Source organism: Paracoccus sp. (in: a-proteobacteria), assembly GCF_046289755.1.
Lineage (GTDB): Bacteria > Pseudomonadota > Alphaproteobacteria > Rhodobacterales > Rhodobacteraceae > Paracoccus.
The window spans coordinates 1-17,045 of sequence record NZ_JBKBVD010000064.1 but is presented as its reverse complement, the minus strand read 5'-3'; the positions used below and the strand labels follow the sequence as shown (position 1 = coordinate 17,045).

Annotated in this window: 14 protein-coding genes and 1 pseudogene; 10 read left to right on the top strand and 5 right to left on the bottom strand. The window is 63.8% G+C overall.

The genetic code is table 11. The features are described from left to right. Positions 1-1,517: 1,517 nt before the first annotated feature. Positions 1,518-3,233, bottom strand: coding sequence for an ABC transporter ATP-binding protein (locus ACK41U_RS17215; protein ID WP_409682831.1), 1,716 nt, complete (start codon positions 3,231-3,233; stop codon positions 1,518-1,520). A gap of 342 nt (positions 3,234-3,575) precedes the next feature. Between ACK41U_RS17215 and ACK41U_RS17210 the strand changes: the two genes are divergently transcribed. The 3 genes from ACK41U_RS17210 to ACK41U_RS17200 are packed head-to-tail and all read left to right on the top strand — an operon-like array spanning position 3,576 to position 6,811. Then, complete coding sequence (locus ACK41U_RS17210; protein ID WP_409682828.1) at positions 3,576-4,733, top strand: glycosyltransferase family 2 protein; 1,158 nt, start codon at positions 3,576-3,578, stop codon at positions 4,731-4,733. Then, entirely contained in the window at positions 4,726-5,691 is a 966-nt protein-coding gene (locus tag ACK41U_RS17205; RefSeq protein WP_409682825.1) for a glycosyltransferase family 2 protein, read from the top strand. The genes ACK41U_RS17210 and ACK41U_RS17205 overlap by 8 nt, the downstream gene beginning before the upstream one ends. Continuing rightward, a complete protein-coding gene (locus ACK41U_RS17200) occupies positions 5,684-6,811 on the top strand; it encodes an acyltransferase family protein (protein WP_409682821.1) in 1,128 nt (375 codons plus the stop codon). The genes ACK41U_RS17205 and ACK41U_RS17200 overlap by 8 nt, the downstream gene beginning before the upstream one ends. 132 nt (positions 6,812-6,943) lie before the next feature. Here ACK41U_RS17200 and ACK41U_RS17195 read toward each other — a convergent pair whose 3' ends face one another. Beyond that, positions 6,944-8,110 (bottom strand): glycosyltransferase family 2 protein, encoded by a 1,167-nt coding sequence (locus ACK41U_RS17195; protein ID WP_409682818.1) that lies wholly within the window; start codon positions 8,108-8,110, stop codon positions 6,944-6,946. Between the two features lie 99 nt (positions 8,111-8,209). Here ACK41U_RS17195 and ACK41U_RS17190 point away from each other — a divergent pair, with 99 nt between their 5' ends. Together ACK41U_RS17190 and ACK41U_RS17185 are read left to right on the top strand one after the other, a co-directional pair. Then, positions 8,210-8,992 carry a family 16 glycosylhydrolase gene (locus tag ACK41U_RS17190; RefSeq protein WP_409682815.1) on the top strand — a complete coding sequence of 261 codons (783 nt, stop codon included), beginning with the start codon at positions 8,210-8,212 and terminating at the stop codon, positions 8,990-8,992. Next, the gene (locus ACK41U_RS17185; RefSeq protein WP_409682812.1) at positions 8,953-10,245 is read left to right on the top strand and encodes an O-antigen ligase family protein; all 1,293 of its coding nucleotides are present in this window, start codon (positions 8,953-8,955) and stop codon (positions 10,243-10,245) included. Before ACK41U_RS17190 ends, ACK41U_RS17185 begins: the two co-directional genes overlap by 40 nt. Positions 10,246-10,261: 16 nt before the next feature. On the opposite strand, the gene ACK41U_RS17180 is transcribed toward ACK41U_RS17185, so the two are convergent. Next, a complete protein-coding gene (locus tag ACK41U_RS17180) occupies positions 10,262-11,080 on the bottom strand; it encodes a phosphatase PAP2 family protein (RefSeq protein ID WP_409682809.1) in 819 nt (272 codons plus the stop codon). A gap of 761 nt (positions 11,081-11,841) precedes the next feature. Between ACK41U_RS17180 and ACK41U_RS17175 the strand changes: the two genes are divergently transcribed. The 4 genes from ACK41U_RS17175 (at position 11,842) to ACK41U_RS17160 (ending at position 15,965) form a co-directional block, all read left to right on the top strand. Continuing rightward, positions 11,842-12,453 carry a sugar transferase gene (locus ACK41U_RS17175; protein WP_409682806.1) on the top strand — a complete coding sequence of 204 codons (612 nt, stop codon included), beginning with the start codon at positions 11,842-11,844 and terminating at the stop codon, positions 12,451-12,453. A gap of 217 nt (positions 12,454-12,670) precedes the next feature. Further along, positions 12,671-14,137, top strand: a complete 1,467-nt coding sequence (locus tag ACK41U_RS17170) for a lipopolysaccharide biosynthesis protein (RefSeq protein WP_409682803.1) — start codon at positions 12,671-12,673, stop codon at positions 14,135-14,137. Positions 14,138-14,167: 30 nt separating this feature from the next. Beyond that, complete coding sequence (locus tag ACK41U_RS17165; RefSeq protein WP_409682800.1) at positions 14,168-14,983, top strand: hypothetical protein; 816 nt, start codon at positions 14,168-14,170, stop codon at positions 14,981-14,983. Between the two features lie 94 nt (positions 14,984-15,077). Continuing rightward, positions 15,078-15,965 carry a polysaccharide pyruvyl transferase family protein gene (locus ACK41U_RS17160; protein ID WP_409682797.1) on the top strand — a complete coding sequence of 296 codons (888 nt, stop codon included), beginning with the start codon at positions 15,078-15,080 and terminating at the stop codon, positions 15,963-15,965. A gap of 149 nt (positions 15,966-16,114) precedes the next feature. On the opposite strand, the gene ACK41U_RS17155 is transcribed toward ACK41U_RS17160, so the two are convergent. Next, the gene (locus ACK41U_RS17155) at positions 16,115-16,672 is read right to left on the bottom strand and encodes a transposase domain-containing protein (RefSeq protein WP_409682794.1); all 558 of its coding nucleotides are present in this window, start codon (positions 16,670-16,672) and stop codon (positions 16,115-16,117) included. Further along, positions 16,600-16,878 (bottom strand): transposase, encoded by a 279-nt coding sequence (locus ACK41U_RS17150; RefSeq protein ID WP_409682834.1) that lies wholly within the window; start codon positions 16,876-16,878, stop codon positions 16,600-16,602. Before ACK41U_RS17150 ends, ACK41U_RS17155 begins: the two co-directional genes overlap by 73 nt. Positions 16,879-16,919: 41 nt before the next feature. Between ACK41U_RS17150 and ACK41U_RS17145 the strand changes: the two are divergent. Beyond that, positions 16,920-17,045: pseudogene (locus ACK41U_RS17145) on the top strand (IS3 family transposase); the annotation flags it as partial.

Below are 17,045 nucleotides of genomic sequence, written 5' to 3'. Positions count from 1 at the left end.
GTGTTTCCAGAGCGCTGCATGATCAAGAACCGTCCTCAAGCCGTCAAAGACCGTGAGGCCTTTGGCCACTGGGAAGCCGACTTGATGATCTTTCGAAAAGAGCATGGCCCGGCCAACGTGGGGTGGCTTCGATTCTGAACTGCGACACGCCCTATGTGCCGGTGTTTGCAGATAGAAGAGCTTTCCCGTGACGTCCAATCTCTGCCCTTCGGAGCGCTGCATATCCATCAGCACTTAACAATGGCAACGATGATGAGGCCGGGCAAATGTGCTCGCCAAGAACCGGAAGAACCATAGCTTTCCCAATGAGCGCTTTTGGTGCGTCGCCATGCCCTCGAAGCTCGCGCCATGAACCTTCGCAATGGCTGTCCTTCATCACAGTAAATCACGGGGTGAGCGTCACTTTTAACCGACCGTCTGTAACGGGCTCACTTCCATCGTGACGAGTTGCGTCCGCCTGACCCGGCCGGGCTTGCAATAGCGGATGCCTCCGCCCGCCGGGGTCAGGCTACGTCAGTGCCCTGTCTCGCGTTTCAAGGTGAATTCGCAAAACAAAGTCGGATTCTCAGGATCTCGCAACGGTGAATCGTCGCCCTCGCCCCTGACGTCGGAACCTTGATGCGGAGTAGCGTGGCAAGGGAGTTTCGGCGTGAAGCGCAGCACGGCTGGCGCTGACCTGCTGCAGGAGGCTGCGGAAGATCTGGGAGGATCCGGGCGGGTCTATCGACGCTGACACGGTGGGCTGGGCAGGATCGAGGCGCCAGCGAGCCAGGTCAGGCACAACTCGATCTGCATGTCGGACTGAAAGCTCTGCAGCGAGAGAATGTGGTCCTGAAGCGTTTGAGCCGGAGCGGAAAACGATCCGGGGGTTCATTTCCCCGGCGAATGGCGACATTCGGGAAAAAGCCGCAGCCATCTTCGCGAAAGCGGGACATGGCGGATGGCGCCACTGGTGCGAGAGACCCCGCCTACGGATGACCTTAAGCGTCGTTGAGGCAGAGAAGGCCAGCTTTCCGTTCAGCCGGATGTGTGGTGTTTTAGGTTTCAGCCAGAACGGGTTTTTTGCCTTGCAGGACCGCCCAGCCTGTCAACGCCAGCAGTAGGACAAGGTCTATCCGGCGCATGTCTACACCGTCTTCGCGCTGTCGGATGGCACCTGTGGCCGTCCGCGCGGGTGACCAGATCTTCTGAGACTTGAGTTGGTTTTACAGCCTGCGCCGTCGGCACTCAGCACGGGGAGGCAAATGCCCCTTTGCCTTGGAACGCTAGGCGACCTAAACAAGCACCGGGGGGAGGCGCAAATACGCGACACGACCAGTGCGGGTTCGTTCAGTCGAGCGGTGTTGGCAGGCTTTCTCTTGGCTTCGTGTCCCGCCGCGCTGGATGAAGCATACCATTCCTCGGAATGAGGCCGTTCATTGGCAGATCGCTTCCGGTCCTTGCTGCGGCACGATGTCCCGAGGGCGCCCGGGTCGGCGGCCCGCGCGGACCACGACCGGTTATGCGTGCCGGTTCGGCTAGTCCGTCGTGACGGTGTTCAGGACGTCTTCCAGTGATGAATCCTCGAAATCGGCCGTCGATCCGGACGCCACGATTCGTCCGCCGTTGATCCGGATATAGCTGTCGCAGAGGCGGATCGACGAGAGATGGTGGCTGATCACGAGTGTCGTTCCATGCCCTCGGCGGCTGTCCAGGATTTTCAGCGCCGCCGCCTCCGACAGGATATCCATGGCGTTCGTCGCCTCATCCAGGATCAGCAGCCGCGGCTGGCGCAGCAAGGCACGTGCCAGGGCGATCCTCTGGCGTTGGCCCGCGGACAGGTTCAGGCCGCGATCGCCGACCGCGGTGTCGTATCCGTCCGGCAGATCGCGAATGAACCCGTCGGCATCGGCCGCTTCGGCGGCGGCGCGAATGTCATCCGGCAGCGCGTCCGACGCGCCATAGAGGATGTTGTCCCGGATCGTTCCGTCGAACAGCTCCAGCTCCTGACTGGCCATGGCGATCTTGGCGAGCCAGGTTTCGCGGGTGATACCGTCCAGGCGCAGGCCATCGACCAGGATCTCACCCTCCACAGGGTCGATGACGCCGCAGATCAGGTTGGCGATGGTCGATTTTCCCGAGCCGGAGCGCCCGATGATCGCAACCGAGGAGCCTGCCGGGATGTCGAACGAGACGTCGCTGAGGGCTGCAGTGTCGCGGCCGTCCGCCACGTATCTGTAGCTGACGTTCCGAAAGCTGATCCCCTGCGTGATGTCGGGGGCCGGCACGGCAGTCGCCGGGCGCGGCGGTGCGGGACGCGCATTGAGCAGCCAGTTGACCTCGTCCAGCGAGCCGTTCCATCCCCGAAGGGCTGACAGCGAGCTCTGGATCTGACGGACCTGGGGCTGCAGGCGATACAGCAGAATGATGAAGGCGGCGGTCGTTCCGAACGACACGCCCAGGCCCCAGGCGGTATAGATGACGGCCATGAACAGGGCCGCATGGGCCACCTCGGTCAGGGGGCCGACCGCGATCTGGCGCCTGAGGAGGTTCAGCGCGACATGGCGGACCTGCTCTGACGCATCCGAAAAGCGGCGGGCCTCGAACTCCTCCCGGTTGAACAGGCGGATGAGCCGCCAGGCGCTGATATGGTGCAGCATCCGTTCGGCCAGCCCGCGGTTCTGCCAGGCGATCTGCTGGCCAAGGCGCGAGAAGTGCTTTGACATGCGGTCATGGACGAACTGGATCAGACCCAGCCCGACCAGGACGACGATGGTCAGCTGCGGTGACAGGAAGAACAGGAAGATCAGGAAGATGAACGTCGCCGCTCCGCCCACCAAGACGGCCAGTGCAGCCGCCACAGCATCCGAGGCGCGCCAGCTTTCGTTGGAGATGATGTTCAGAAGCCGCGATTGCGGCTGCGTCAGGCAGTAGGACGCATCCATCGACACCAGCCGGCGCGACAGGAGGTCTCGAAGCCGATGCCCCGACTTGCCATAGATCCAGGCCTGCAGAAGCCCGTTCCCATAGGCCACGATGTTCTTGAGGACGATCAGGGCCAGGATGGCCAGCCCGATGAAAAGGCCGCGCTGCGCGGGCGGCACGGATTCTCCGACCGAGGCGAGGATACCCGGCATCCAGCCCTGGACCGAGGCGTCATTCGACATCACCACATCCAGAAGCGGCACGATAAGACCGATGCCGATCCCCTCAAGCGCGGTGGCCAGCAGGCCAAGCAGCACGACGCCGGGCACATAGCCCCGGAAGGGGCGCATGGTTTCCAGAAGCGCCGGGTGCAGGTAGGAGCGAAACATGATGTCTGACTTTAATTTGAGTTTGGGTAATCAGGCCCCAAACCACGGGGAAACAGCCCGTTCAATCGCGATCAGGGCACGTCAAAATTGACTGATAGCAGGCAGGTCACTTATAAAAAGCTGTTCTTAAGGACAGGTTGAGATCAGGGCGATTTGTGAATACATTTCCCCGCTAGCGCTTGAATTGAGGCGCAATCCGGTCGCTTCATCATAAGAAAAAAACCTTGCAATAATGCAAGCGCTTTGTTGCTGGCGCGTCACCCTATTTACCTTGGTGCTTCCGTGAAAACAGTTTCGGTTATTTTGCCAGTCTACAACGCGGAGACGTATCTACCCTTGGCCCTTGCCAGTCTTCTGCTCCAGGACCACGACGCCCTTGAGCTGATCTGCATCAACGACGGGTCCACCGACCTTTCGGGCGACATCCTGAGGAAAGCCGCATCGCAGGACCCGCGCGTGGTCGTCGTGGAGCGCGAAAATCGTGGCCTGATCGCCACCCTCAACGAAGGGCTCCAGCGCGCGTCAGGCGATTTGGTCGCCCGAATGGATGCTGACGACATCGCCTATCCCACCCGGATCAGCACGCAGGTGCAGGCGTTTGCCCAGGACCCCGAACTGGCGATGAGCGGCTGTTTCTTCCACACCCTGTTCTCGACCAACCGCATGCTGCCCACGGGCACGCCCGAGGCCACGGGAATGCCGGAATTGCGCGTGCTGTCGCGATTCTACACGATCCTGCGGCATCCGACCGTCATGTTCCGCCGCAGCGCGATGCCCGAGGGCATGCTGCGTTATGACGCGGCCTATCCTTGCGCCGAGGATTTCGACCTGTTCCGGCGCATCGCCCGCGACTGCAAGGTGGCGCAGACTTCCGAACCCCTTCTGGCCTACAGGCTGCATGACGGCAGCGTCAGCGCCACGCGCATGTCCGAGATGGTCCGGTCCCATGTCAAGATCGTCGAGGAGGAGCTGGCGCGGCACTATCCCGAAGCTGCGGGAACCGGGTTCGACCGGATCGGCGATCAGGTCTCTGCCGATACGGTCGACCGCGCCTCTGACCTGATCCGGCGGCTGAACGGTCTGGCGGCATCCCAGCCCCCGGAGGAGGCAAAGGCCTATCGCATGGGGATCGAGAATGTCTTCTACTTCCTGTTCTCGCATATCCGCGGCCAGGGTCGCCACGACCTGGCGCATCGGTTCATCGACCAGAGCGGACGGTGGGACATGATCCGCCGGCGCGAACGTCCGATCCTGCAGGCATCCCGGCACGCGCCCGTGGTGGGAACCGTCGGCTATTCCCTGCTCAAGGCCTCGTGGGATGCGTCCAAATGGCTGGGCTCGTGCAACGCGGCCACCCTCATCCCCGAACTTCCCAGGATCACGGCCCGGGCAGCGGGCCTGGCCCTGCACCATCATGTTGGCGTCAAATCCCATGCGTGACCCCGCGGTCAGCGTGATCGTCTGCACGCGCGACAGGCCCCAGCAGCTGCTTGAATGCGTCGCGGCCGTCGCGGTCGCCGCGCGGCAGTGGCCCGCGCTTGAGACCGAGATCATCGTCTTGGAGAACCTCAGCAAGCCACACCTGGCGCTGGACGCCAATGAGGTATTGCGGACGGCCGAGGGGCACGGCGTGTTCATCAAGCTGACCGTCGGCGGCCTGTCCAACGCCCGCAATGCTGGGATGGACGCCGCCCGGGGACGACTGCTGGTCTTCACCGATGACGACTGCATCATGGACCCCGGCTATATCCGGGATCTGGCTCAGCATGTCGCGGATCGGCCGGGCCACGTGTTCATCGGTGGGCGCGTCAAGCTGGCCAATCCCCGCGACCTGCCCTTCACCATCAAGGACAGCCCCGATCCCGAGACCTATGGCGTTTCCAACCATCCCGGCGGTTTCGTGCCCGGCTGCAATTTCGTCATCTCGCGGATGACCGCGGACAGGATCGGACATTTCGATACCCGGTTCGGCGCGGGAGCGCCCTTCAAGGCCGGTGAGGATACGGATTATATCATTCGCGCACACCAGGCCGGGGTGCCCATCCACTATGTTCCCGACATGTGCGTTCTGCACAATCACGGCCGTCAGCACCTGCACGAGGTCGAGCAGCTAAGCTATTGCTATTCCTTCGCGAACGGTGCGCTTTACGGAAAGTACATGCGCGAACGATGGCTGCTCAAACATCTCTACTGGAGCCTGCGCAGCGCGGTGCGCGAGAAATTCGGCGGGCCTGCGTTCAATCCGGAACTGGGCCTCAGCTGGGGCGCGGTCCTGCGGGCCAATCTCGCCGGTCTCAAGGCCTATATGGCTGCGCCTCGGCCCACCCACCACACCTCTCTTGGGCATGGCCTCCACGCCCCGCCCGCATCGACAGGAGCACGTCAATTGAATGACTGAGATCGCATCCGGGCGTAGCATGCCCTATTATGCCCGACTGGATGGCCTGCGGGCCATTGCCGTCATGGCGGTGTTCGCTGAACATTTCACCTATAGCGAACTGATCCGTGGCTGGAATCCGGGCATGATCGGCGTGCGGACGTTCTTTGTCCTGTCCGGGTTCCTGATCACGACGATCCTGCTGAACCAGCGCGGCACCGCATCCGGCCTGGACCTGGCCAAGCGGTTCTTCACGCGCCGGTTCGTCCGGCTGTCGCCGCCCTTCTACATCGCCATCGCCCTGGCGGCCCTGCTGGGCATTTCGGGAATGCCGAGTGACTGGTGGATCCATGCGCTGTACCTGTCGAACATTCATGTCGCGCTGACCGAGCAATGGAGCGGCGCCGGGCATTTCTGGACCCTGGCCGTCGAGGAACAGTTCTATCTGCTGTGGTTTCCCGCCGTGGTCCTGGCGCCCCGCCGCTGGCTGCTGCCGATCATCATCGGCGGCCTGATCATGGCGCCCGCGTTCAGGATGCTGATCGTCTTTGGCGCGTCCGAGTTCATCGACGTTCTGCTGCCCTCACAGCTGGACAGCCTGGGCATCGGCGGGCTGATGGCCGTGGCCTTCCGGACGCCGGCGCTGCGCTGGCTGGACCGTATCTTCCTGAACCGGCGCCTGCTCTATATCTGCCTCGGGCTGGTCTTCGTCCTCAGCGCGCCCTGGTATCGGCCGGGCCTGCTGTCCCATGCGATCCTCGGCTGGATCGCCCTACCGGCGGCGGTCTCGCTGGCCGCGGCCCTGCTGATCCGCCAATGCGTTGCCGCCGAGGGACAGACGCTGAACTGGTTGCAGCATCCCGTCCTGGTGCATGTCGGCAAGATTTCCTACGGCCTTTACGTGTTCCACTACTTCGTTCCCCCGGCGCTTTACGAGCATGTTCCGGCGATCATGGTGCTGACGGAAGGTCCGCTGAAGATCGTCCGTACCCTGGTCTGGATCATCATCTCGTTCATTCTGGCCGAGATTTCCTGGCGCCTGATCGAACAGCCGCTCATGCGCCGCCGCCGTCAGCCGACCCTGACCGGAGAGCCCTTGCTGACCCCGCAGCCGATGCGGCGCGACGCCGAAGGGTCGTGATCCCTGCGGCGTCCGGGCCGGGCGCCCTGCCCCTTTGGGCTGATCACGCACCTTGGCTGGCTGGGTGATCGGGAGGCCGATATCCCTGGGGTCATCAGCCTCCTGCGGCGGCAATCAAGGCGGCAGCCCGCATCACTCTGTCAGGGAAACCGCCCGACCGGTCGCGCGGGCCAGCCAGACAGTCCAGGACGGCGCATCGGAGGCCGGAGCCTCGCCCCGTGCGGCGCCTGCGGCGATCCGGGCCGCGTACGGGGCGGGAGGCTGCGTCCACGCCTTGCCCGGCGGCGGCATGTCGGGCACCAGATCCAGCAGAGGCGCCTGCGCCCCGGGCAGAACCGCGTCGGATGCCTTGCGACGGCGGCGGTCGCGCAGGCTGTCCAGCAGCCGGGACAGCATCGCCGGATCGGCCATCCGCGGCAGGACCGCCCGCCAGCGGCGTGCCTTGATATCGGCCACCAGCCGCTCATAGCGCAGCGTCCGCGACAGCTCGCGGTCGACCCGCGCCGCGACGGCACGCATGTCGGCATCCGGCATCGGCGGCAGCGCCCGATGGGCCTGCAGCATCGCCTCGACCGTGGCGACCGATAGCCGGTGCGAGATCGAGCCCGCATGCCGGCGATAGGCGTAAAGCGGATCGGGCAGCAGCAGGAACCGCGCACCCCCGATCAGCAGACGCAGGACCAGATCGTGATCCTCGCCGATCCTCAGCGTCGGGTCATAGCGCAGGCCGGCCAAAACCCGACGCCGGATCACCGGCTTGAGATAGCCGAACGGCGGCAGGCCCGACCGCCCGTCATTGCTGCGCAGATAGGGCGCCGGTTCCAGCATCATCGGCGCGCTCAGCGCCAGCGGTTCTAGCAGGGTCCGGCCCTGCGGCTCGGGGACCGCCCCGAAATAGACCAGATCGTCCGCGACCAGATCGGCCCCCGCGGCCTCGGCTGCGGCGATCAGACGGGCCAGCCGCTCGGGGTGGATCAGGTCGTCGCTGTCCACGACGGCGATCCACTCGCCCCGCGCGGCCTCCAGCGCCAGGTTGCGCGTGACGGCGGGCCCGCCATTGCTGGGCGAGGCAATGACCCGCACCCGATCATCGGTGGTGGCGATCCGGCGGGCGATCGCCACGCTGTCATCGTCGGATGCGTCATCGGCCACGATCAGTTCCAGCCGCCGCTCGGTCTGGGCCAGAACGGCCGTCATCGCGGCCTCCAGATGGGCTGCGCCCCGGAAATTGGCCATCACGACGGAAACCGCGGGGATGTCGTCCGCGCCGGACGGAGGGGTCGATGCGTTGCCCGACATGTGAACGCCTTTCCCTTGACCCATATGTCTGGGCCTTCCATAAGCCGGTCGGGTCGGCGCGGCAACCGCGCGGTGCCATTGCGGCGGAAGGGTTTTCACATGCGCCACACTCTTGCACTCGCGGCTGCGCTTGTTCTGGCAGGACAGTCCCTGACCGCCCAGGACATCGAGCCTCATCCCGATCAGGACGGATTTCGCGATGATTTCTCGGGCGGTCTCAATCGCGACCGCTGGTATGTGTCGGATGGTTGGACGAATGGCGACTGGCAGGATTGCCACTGGTCGGGCCGGGCCGTGCAGGTGCGCGGCGGCATGCTGACCCTGTTCCACATCCCTGCCCCCGGCAACAGCGAGCGCCCGCCGCTCTGCGGCGAGGTTCAGACCCGCGCCTTCCTGCAATACGGTACCTTCGAGGCCCGCATCCGCACACCGCACCAGTCGGGCCTGAACGCCTCTGTCTTCACCTATGTCGGGCCGGTCCACGGCGCCCCCCATGACGAGATCGACATCGAGATCCTGACCCGCAATCCCGGCGAGATGACGATGAACACCTATGTCGCGGGCGAACCCCATAACGGCCAGGTCATCCCTGCCCCGCCCTTTGATGACGACTTCCGAACCGTAGGCTTTCGATGGACGCCGGAGGGCATCACCTGGTTCCTGGACGGCCGCGAGGTCCACCGTACCGAACCAGGCAGCCCCCTGCCCCAGCATGCCCAAAAGCTGTACATGTCCTTTTGGAGCACGACGACCCTGACCGACTGGATGGGCCCTCAGACACCGCAGGACGGCCCCTTGGGCTATGAGATCGACTGGGTGGCCTACACGCCGCTGGAGGCGTCATGTCTGTTCGAAGGCTCGATCACCTGCGAGGACGGGTGATGGAGGGTCTGGCGCCATCCGCGCGGACGGTCAGTGCCAGACGGCCCCTCCGCAGCCCGCGCCGCTGGGCGCTGAGCTATTCCCCCACCGCCCTTGCGGCCTTCGTGGCCATGTTCGGGCTGGCCTTCATCGCGCCCCTGGGGTCAAAGGGCGCGCTGCTGTTCCTTGTCGCGGGGATGGGGCTGGTGGCAACGCGTCTGGGTGACACCCTGGGCGCGCTGCGGCGCGAATGGTTGATCGTGCTGGTGACGCTGTGGTGCGTCATGTCCTTTGCGTGGTCTGACTATACCTCGCTGACCATGCGCCACGGGCTGCAACTGCTGCTGACCGTGATGATCGCGGTGGCCATCGGCTATCGGGTGGCGCCCCTGACCTTCATCAAGATCGTCTTTGCCACCAGCGCGATGGCCGGGCTGGCCAGTCTTTTGTTCGGGCGCGACCGGTCGGACGGGCTGGGCTATCTGGGCATCTATGCCAGCAAGAACGCGTTGGCGGATGCCAGCTCGCTGCTGATCATCGTGGCGCTGGCGGTGCTGGTCGACCGGCGGCTGTCGGCGCGCTGGCGCCTGCCTGCGGTCATGGGGATCCTGCTGGGCGGTTTGCTGCTGGTCATGGGACAATCCAGCGGGGCCTTGGTCAGCACCCTGGTCGTCGTCCTGTTCTTTGGCGTGCTGGTGCTGCTGCAACGACTGACGCCGTCGATGCGGCTGGTCGCCATCGTGCTGACGCTGGTCCTGGCCGGGGCGGCGGGGGTGATGCTGTCGCTGATCTCGGACCAACTGGCACGGATGTTCCTGGACCTGACCGGCAAGGATATCACCCTGACCGGCAGGACGGACCTGTGGGCCATTGCTCTGGCAGAGATCGCCGAGCGTCCCATGCTGGGCGTGGGTTTCCAGGCCTTCTGGGTGCATGGCCAGCCGATCGCCGAACAGCTTTGGGCCGATTTCGGCATCACGACCCGGACCGGGTTTCACTTTCACAACACGCTGATCTCGAACGCGGTCGAAATCGGCGTGGTGGCGACGGCGGTCCAGACGCTGGTGTTCTGGGGGGCCCTGCTGTCCTGCCTTGGCTGGGCCATTCGCAGCCCCTCGGCCGCATCGGTCTTTTTCGCGCTGTTCATGGCGCGGTTGTTCCTGCTGATGTGGATCGAGGTGGTCTATTTCTATCAGTTCAGCGTGGCGACCGCGATCATCATCGTCGCGATCTGCTACGGACACCGCTTCAGGCCCGGCAAGCGGCCCCGCTGAACGGCAGGCGTCGGCCCTAGGGGCCCAGGACGTCCTTCGCGAAAGCACCATAGGCCCGGACGTCGTCGAACATCGCGCTCATCTGGAACAGCAGCAGGAACGCCAGTGTCCACAGCAGGGGCACCCATTTCTCGTCGACGGACACATGAACCCGGCGGGTGACGGCGCGCAGGATCAGCGGGGCCGCGCCAAGCGCGCAGAGCAGACCGATCAATGCGCCACCGATCAGATCGCTTGGGTAATGCAGACCGGCATAAGCGCGCGGAAACGCCACGATGACCGCAGCCCACAGAAAGGCGGCGATGCCCAAACGCCTGGAGGCAAGAAAGACACCCGCTGCAATGGCAAAGGCCAAGGCGCTGGTATCGCTTGGAAAAGAGCTCCAGCCCTCGAGCGTGGTCGTCTCGATGCCATACGGCAGCTGATACACAAGATCGGGGTTGTGAAGTGGCCGGGGCCGGTGGGCCGAAAAGTTCTGCAGCAGGCGTGCCAAGGTCATCGCCAGAAACGATCCCAGCAGCATCTTGCCAAAGAAGGCGATGCTGCGCCCCTGCCGCCTGAACTCGAAGACGAGCCAGACAATGCAGGCCAGGATCGGCACGACCTTGGCCGTCTTGGTCATGAACAGATCCACGATCAGCGTATCCAAGGCCCAGGATCTTTGGGTCACCGTGTCAAAGGCCGAAAAGAAAGCCTGATCCATGGCGATGATCCACGGACTGCTGGACCAGCCGACGAAGAAATATCCAAGAGAAACGATACAGAACAGAGAGATATAGATCTCGGTTCTGGCCCTCTCCTCCGTGAATGTTATATCGTCGGCATGATGAAGCATTAAGATCTCCGGATTTTTCCAGAGTGTTACTATTCTGTTACATAGCCGATTGTCAAAACATACCTCGGAATACGCCTCCCCCGCCGCCTCCCGAGATCAAAAAATCACCGGTCTAGATCGTCATTTGACCGGCGCAATGACCTTGGAATGTCTGGATGCGCGGCCATGGGGTCTGCCGTCTCTGGTCGCCTGGTGGCGCAGCAGATGCCCGGCTGAGCGGCGACAGCGTTGGACCGACCAGAGAGCTGCCGCCTTGCCGCAAGCACGCCCCTTTACAATGCAAACCGGCACCTCCGTCACGGCGCCTGAAAACGAATCATCGGGTCAACGTCTGGCATTATGCGTCAAGCCCCTTAACATATGTAAAGATTTAACAGAAAAACCGCGTCGGAACACCAATTTGTGAATTGATTTACAACCTGTCTAAAAAGACAGCTTACCTGCAGGCCGTGCAATAAATCACGTCTTTTCCATGCCTTATGCACGATAAGATCAAGGCGCGGCAGGCGCTGATCCGTCGGAACTTGTACCGACATATTGCTAAAATCTTAACAATATGGTCTGGTCTGCACATACAGAGGAGCAGGTCCCGTCCGCTCTCCAGCGCCACTTTACAAGTTGGCTTTCTCAGATAGCGGTTTGGTTACATGAAAATATATCGTGCTCAACGTAGCTTTTTCGCGGATTGGCAACCGTCAAGCCATGCCGCTTCTGCCCCTGCGCATCGGACGTCTGATCCGTCCTTCGGAGGCGACATTCCCGTGGGCGGCATCTCCAAACGCACGTTGGACATCGTCCTGACGTTAATGGGACTGCTGCTGCTGCTGCCGCTGATCCTGGGCCTGATCGCCCTTCTCAAGATCAACTCGTCGGGTCCCCTCCTCTATGGGCACCGTCGGGTCGGCTTTGGCGGCCGGGAGTTCAAGTGCTGGAAGTTCCGCACCATGGTCGTGGATGGTGACCGGGTCCTGGAGCAGCATCTGCGCCAGAACCCCGCCGAGGCCGTGCTGTGGAACGAAAAGCAAAAGCTGGACAACGATCCCCGCGTCACCCCGATCGGTGCGGTGCTGCGCAAGCTGAGCCTGGATGAGCTGCCCCAGCTGCTGAACGTGCTGACCGGAGAGATGAGCCTGGTCGGGCCCCGTCCTGTCGTGCGGTCCGAGCTGGATCACTACTCCAGCTCGACCCGGCATTACCTGGGCGCCCGTCCGGGCCTGTCCGGCCTGTGGCAGGTCAGCGGTCGCAGCGACACCACCTATGCAGAGCGTGTGCAGCTGGACCGGTTCTACGTGATGAACTGGAACCTGTTGATGGACCTGCGCATCATCGTCATGACCATTCCCGCGGTCGTCATGTCGCGTGGCGCGCGCTGATCCGTCACGGCTGGTCTGATGCACCGATAACGGCACATCCCCTGTCGTCCCGATGATGCAGGTCCGCATTCCGTGTCAGACCCCACCCGATGCACCGCGTGCCGGCGGCCTATCGTGTCGGCGTCCGGTTTTGAGATGGCCATCGACCGCATGATCGGGCACTGCGCCATCATGCACGCAGGACCCCGCCCTGCCCCGGCAAGTGGAACCATCCAGCATGAATGACAATCCCCAGGGCGACCTGTCGCATCATCAGACCGGGCGTGCGCGCCGGGCCTATACGGGTGTGCTGTGGTCGGGGCTGAATGCGTTCCTCCCGGCGCTGTCCGGGTTGATCGTCTTCATGGTCGTGTCCCGCGTGATCAGCCCGGCCGAGTTCGGCTTTGTGGCCTTTGCCGTCGCGGTCGTGGGGGCCATCGGGGCATTTTCTCCGGGCGGCTTTGGCGATGCGCTGGTGCAGCGGCAGGACTTGGGGCCCGCGCATCTGAACGCGACCTTCTGGCTGTGCCTGCTGTGGGGCATCGGTCTTTACGTCATCACGATCCTGCTTGTCGGTCCGGCGGCGGGGTATCTGGGGGACCCGATGCTGGCGGTGTTGGTGCCGGTCGTCGGGCTGCGGCTGATCTTTGACCTGGCGGCGGTCGTGCCCTCGGCCCTGCTCAGCCGCAGGATGCAGTTCCGGCAGATCGCCATGCGTACGCTGATCTCGTCGGTTGTGTCCCTGGTGGTCTGCCTAGTGGTGCTGTGGCTTGGCTATGGGTTATGGGCGCTGGTGCTGTCGCAGCTGATCGGTGCGGTCGTCGTCTGCGTGGTCAGCTGGCTGTCCGTCACCTGGCGACCCGGCAGAGGGGTCAGCCGCCAGGCGATCCGCGACCTGACGCATTTCGGGGGCTTTGCCTCGGGCAGCCGCCTGATCACCACGATCAACGCCGATCAGCTGCTGATCGGGCCGCTGATGGGGCCCACGGCGCTTGGCCTGTTCTCGTTCGCACGCCGGATCTTCATGATGCTGAACGATGTGCTGACCGGGGCCCTGGCGGCGGTGTCCTATCCGTTGCTGTCCTCGATGCAGGCAGAGCCCGAGAAGCTGCGCGAGACCTATCTGGCCACCACCTTCCTGTCCTCGATCCTGTCCTTTCCGATCTTCGTGGGCACGGCCCTGGTGGCCGACCAGTTGATCCCGCTGGTGTTCGGCGCGCAATGGCTGGACGCAACCCGGGCGTTACAGGCGTTTTGCGCCATCGGCCTGCTCAGCTGCATCGGGATCCTGCAGGCCGCACTGATCCGTGCGAAAGGACGTGCCGATTGGTGGATGTGGTATCAGGTGGTGCAGCAGGTGTTGACCGTCCTGGTCGTCGTCATGCTGTATCCCTATGGCATCACCGCGGTTGTTGTTGGCATCGCGGTCAAGACCTGGCTGGTCTGGCCCTTCGTCGCAACAGCAGCGGGGCGCATGATCGACCTGTCTTTCGGGCGCTATCTGGCGCAGTTCGCCTCGCCGCTGCTGGGCTGCCTGGTGATGGTGGGCGTGGTTCTGGGGCTGGGCTCCTGGATGGAGGACGGGGCGATCCGGACGCTGATCGTGCAGATCGCCGCCGGTGTCGTGACCTACGCCGTGACACTGGGGCTGACGGCCCGCCACCGCCTGCAGGGCTTGCGCCAGACCCTGCGCAAGAAACGATAAGGACGACATCAGAATGAAAGCTGTGCCCTCATGACGGTCTCCGTCGCCTTTGTCATTCCGGTGCGCCATCCAGGTTCCGTCCGGGACTGGACGGTGTTGCAGGGCTATCTGCGCCAGACGCTGGCCTCGGTCGCGGCTCAGACCTTGGGGAACTGGGAATGCGTGGTGGTCGCCAATGCGGACGCACCCCTGCCCGACATGCCCCCGAACTGCCGCATCGTGCGAGTGGATCTGCCCCTGCCCGACATGCCCGACCGCCAGACGCAGCTTGAGGCGTATTACGACGCCGTCCGCCGCGACAAGGGGCTGCGCATTCATGCCGGCCTGGCGGGCATCGCGGACCAGACGCATGTGATGGTCGTCGATTTCGACGACTTTGTGCATCGTCGGCTGGTCGAGCATGTCGAGGCGCATCGCGACGCCGCCGGCTGGAACATCAGCCGCGGCTATGTCTGGAGCGGCGGGTCCTGGTGCTTTGCCCAATCGGGGTTCCACTACATGTGCGGCACCTCGCATATCGTGCGGCGCGACCTTCTGGGCAGTTTCACGACACCGGAGGGAGGTCCCGACATCGCGGCCGTCAAGCGCCGTTTGGGCAGCCATATCTTCATCCATGAGGATCTGGCGGCCCAGGGCAACCCGCTGCAGGACCTGCCCTTTGCCGGGGCCGTCTACCGCGTCGGAAACCCGCAATCGACCAGCGGCAGCGGTCAGTTGGCGGCGATGATGACACCGCCCCGCGACCTGCTTGTCCATCCGCGGCGATTCGTGCGCAACATGCTGAAATATCGGCGCGTCAGCCCGGATATGCGCCGCGACTTCACCCTGCCCGACAGTCCATGGTGAGCGATGACGTCGCCGGCTCGCGGTTGGTTTGCGCATCGGCCTGGGACCGTCTATTGCAATCGCAACGCGACCGCCACGACAGGATATCCTTCGCATGAAACTGACTTTCTATCGTGGCGCCGAGCCGAATTTCGGCGACGAGCTGAACGCCTTCCTGTGGGAGCGTCTGCTGCCGCCCGGGTTTCTGAATGACGACCCCAAGGATCTCTTCATCGGAATCGGCTCGATCATCTGGGATTCCTATCCCCAGACCTCCAGAAAACACGTGATCGGCTCGGGTTATGGCGGCTATACTTCCGCGCCGGACGTGGCCGACGGCACCTGGAACGTGGCCTGGGTCCGGGGACCGCTGACCGCACAAAAGCTGGGCCTGGACCCCGCGCTGGCGATTGCGGATGCCGCGGTTCTGCTGCGCGCGATCGACCTGCCCGCCCCCGCCGCGCCTGGCGGCCCGGCTTTCATGCCCCATTTCGAAAGTGTCGCCCGCGGCAACTGGCAGCGCGCCTGCGCGATGGCGGGGGTGACCTATCTCGACCCGCGCAGCGATCCACTGCTGCTGATCTCGCAGATCCGCGCCGCCAGCGTTCTGGTGACCGAGGCGATGCACGGCGCCATCGTGGCGGATGCCCTGCGCACGCCGTTCATCGCGGTGACCCCGACCCATACCAGCCACCGCTACAAGTGGCAGGATTGGGCGCAATCGCTCGGGATCGCGCTGCAATCGGTCGACGTCCCGCCATCCTCGCTTTTGGAGAGCTACGTCAAGCTCACCGGCCTCAGAGGCCAGGGAAAGATGTCGACCGCGGTCCTCAAGAGCCGCGTTCTGGAACCTGTCCAGGCCTCCCTGACGCGCCGCGCGGCAGCGACGTTGGAGGGCATCCTGCGCGACCGCGAACCCCAGCTGTCGTCCGACGCCGACATCGCCCGGGTGACCGAGCGCTGTGTGGAGGCTCTTGACCGGTTCGTCTCCGAGCACCGCTGATGTGAGATTGGCGGGGGGCCGTAGACGGCGGGCACCGAATGCGACGGCGCGGGTCGTTTTCGCCATAGGCCACTGAATGGCTTTTGTTCTGGTGCGCCTCTGGACCCACCCTGAGCTGCCGAATGTTTCGTGGAAAGCGGATCGAACTCTCATGTCGCGGGCTTCGTCACGGGCGAAGCATTCCATCGCGGAGATGCCCCACAGGCTGCTCGCGCGGTCCATCCAGCATGTAGTCCCGCTGTCGGCGGCAGGCGCTGAGAAAGCGCGCTGCCCAACGTTGCGAACCGTTCCGGGTTTGCCGGAGGCTCCAACTCCTGAGTAGGATAGAGCATCATGGGCAAGACAGTGACCAAGTTTTCTCCAGAAGTGCGTGAACACGCGGTGCGCTGTAAGCGGCGGCGCCGCCTCACCTGCTTCCAGCTTGACGGCTTGAAGTTCCAAGGCAGCAGATCGTCGATCCTTGCCTGTGGATGACCGGCGGCAAAGGCCTCCAAGGTTGCCGTCAGGTAGGCAAAGGGCTCGACGCCGTTGATCTTTGCGGTGGCGATCAGGGAGGCGATGCGCGCCCAGGATCGACCGCCCTCGTCATGGCCAGCGAAGAGTGCATTCTTTCTGGTCAGGGCAACCGGTCGGATCAGGTTCTCGACATTATTGGAGTCGATCTCGACACGGCCATCGCGCGAGGCAAAGTCTGCAGCCCATCCCAATGGCGGTGGATATAGGCCAGCTTTTCACCGAGACGCGACTTCATCGATACGCGCCGGCATTGCGCCTGCAGCCATTCACCGAAGGCCGCGACCAGCGGCGCAGTGCGCGCTTGGCGGGCCGACAGCCGCTGGCTGGGGCCCATGCTGCGGATCTTAGTCTCGATCCGGTAAAGCTCGGCAGTCCGGCGCAGACCTTCGGCTGCGATCTCGGATCCGTCGCGATCGAAGATCTCCTTCAGCTTGCGTCGGGCATGTCGCGCATCTGAAGGCCCTGTTCGGGCTGTCGGAACGGCGGGCGTGCCAGATTGCCGGGGCGGACCGGAAGATGGTTCGGTATTGCTCTCAGCGTCCGCCTGAGACGGTGCTGCGGAGA

What these genes read in the sequence shown, in the direction of transcription:
- ACK41U_RS17205 (WP_409682825.1), top strand. Translation starts at nt 4,726, where the DNA reads ATGCGTGACCCCGCGGTCAGCGTGATCGTCTGCACGCGCGACAGGCCC.
- ACK41U_RS17200 (WP_409682821.1), top strand. Translation starts at nt 5,684, where the DNA reads ATGACTGAGATCGCATCCGGGCGTAGCATGCCCTATTATGCCCGACTG.
- ACK41U_RS17195 (WP_409682818.1), bottom strand. Translation starts at nt 8,110, where the DNA reads ATGTCGGGCAACGCATCGACCCCTCCGTCCGGCGCGGACGACATCCCC.
- ACK41U_RS17185 (WP_409682812.1), top strand. Translation starts at nt 8,953, where the DNA reads ATGTCTGTTCGAAGGCTCGATCACCTGCGAGGACGGGTGATGGAGGGT.
- ACK41U_RS17165 (WP_409682800.1), top strand. Translation starts at nt 14,168, where the DNA reads ATGACGGTCTCCGTCGCCTTTGTCATTCCGGTGCGCCATCCAGGTTCC.
- ACK41U_RS17190 (WP_409682815.1), top strand. Translation starts at nt 8,210, where the DNA reads ATGCGCCACACTCTTGCACTCGCGGCTGCGCTTGTTCTGGCAGGACAG.
- ACK41U_RS17160 (WP_409682797.1), top strand. Translation starts at nt 15,078, where the DNA reads ATGAAACTGACTTTCTATCGTGGCGCCGAGCCGAATTTCGGCGACGAG.
- ACK41U_RS17180 (WP_409682809.1), bottom strand. Translation starts at nt 11,080, where the DNA reads ATGCTTCATCATGCCGACGATATAACATTCACGGAGGAGAGGGCCAGA.
- ACK41U_RS17170 (WP_409682803.1), top strand. Translation starts at nt 12,671, where the DNA reads ATGAATGACAATCCCCAGGGCGACCTGTCGCATCATCAGACCGGGCGT.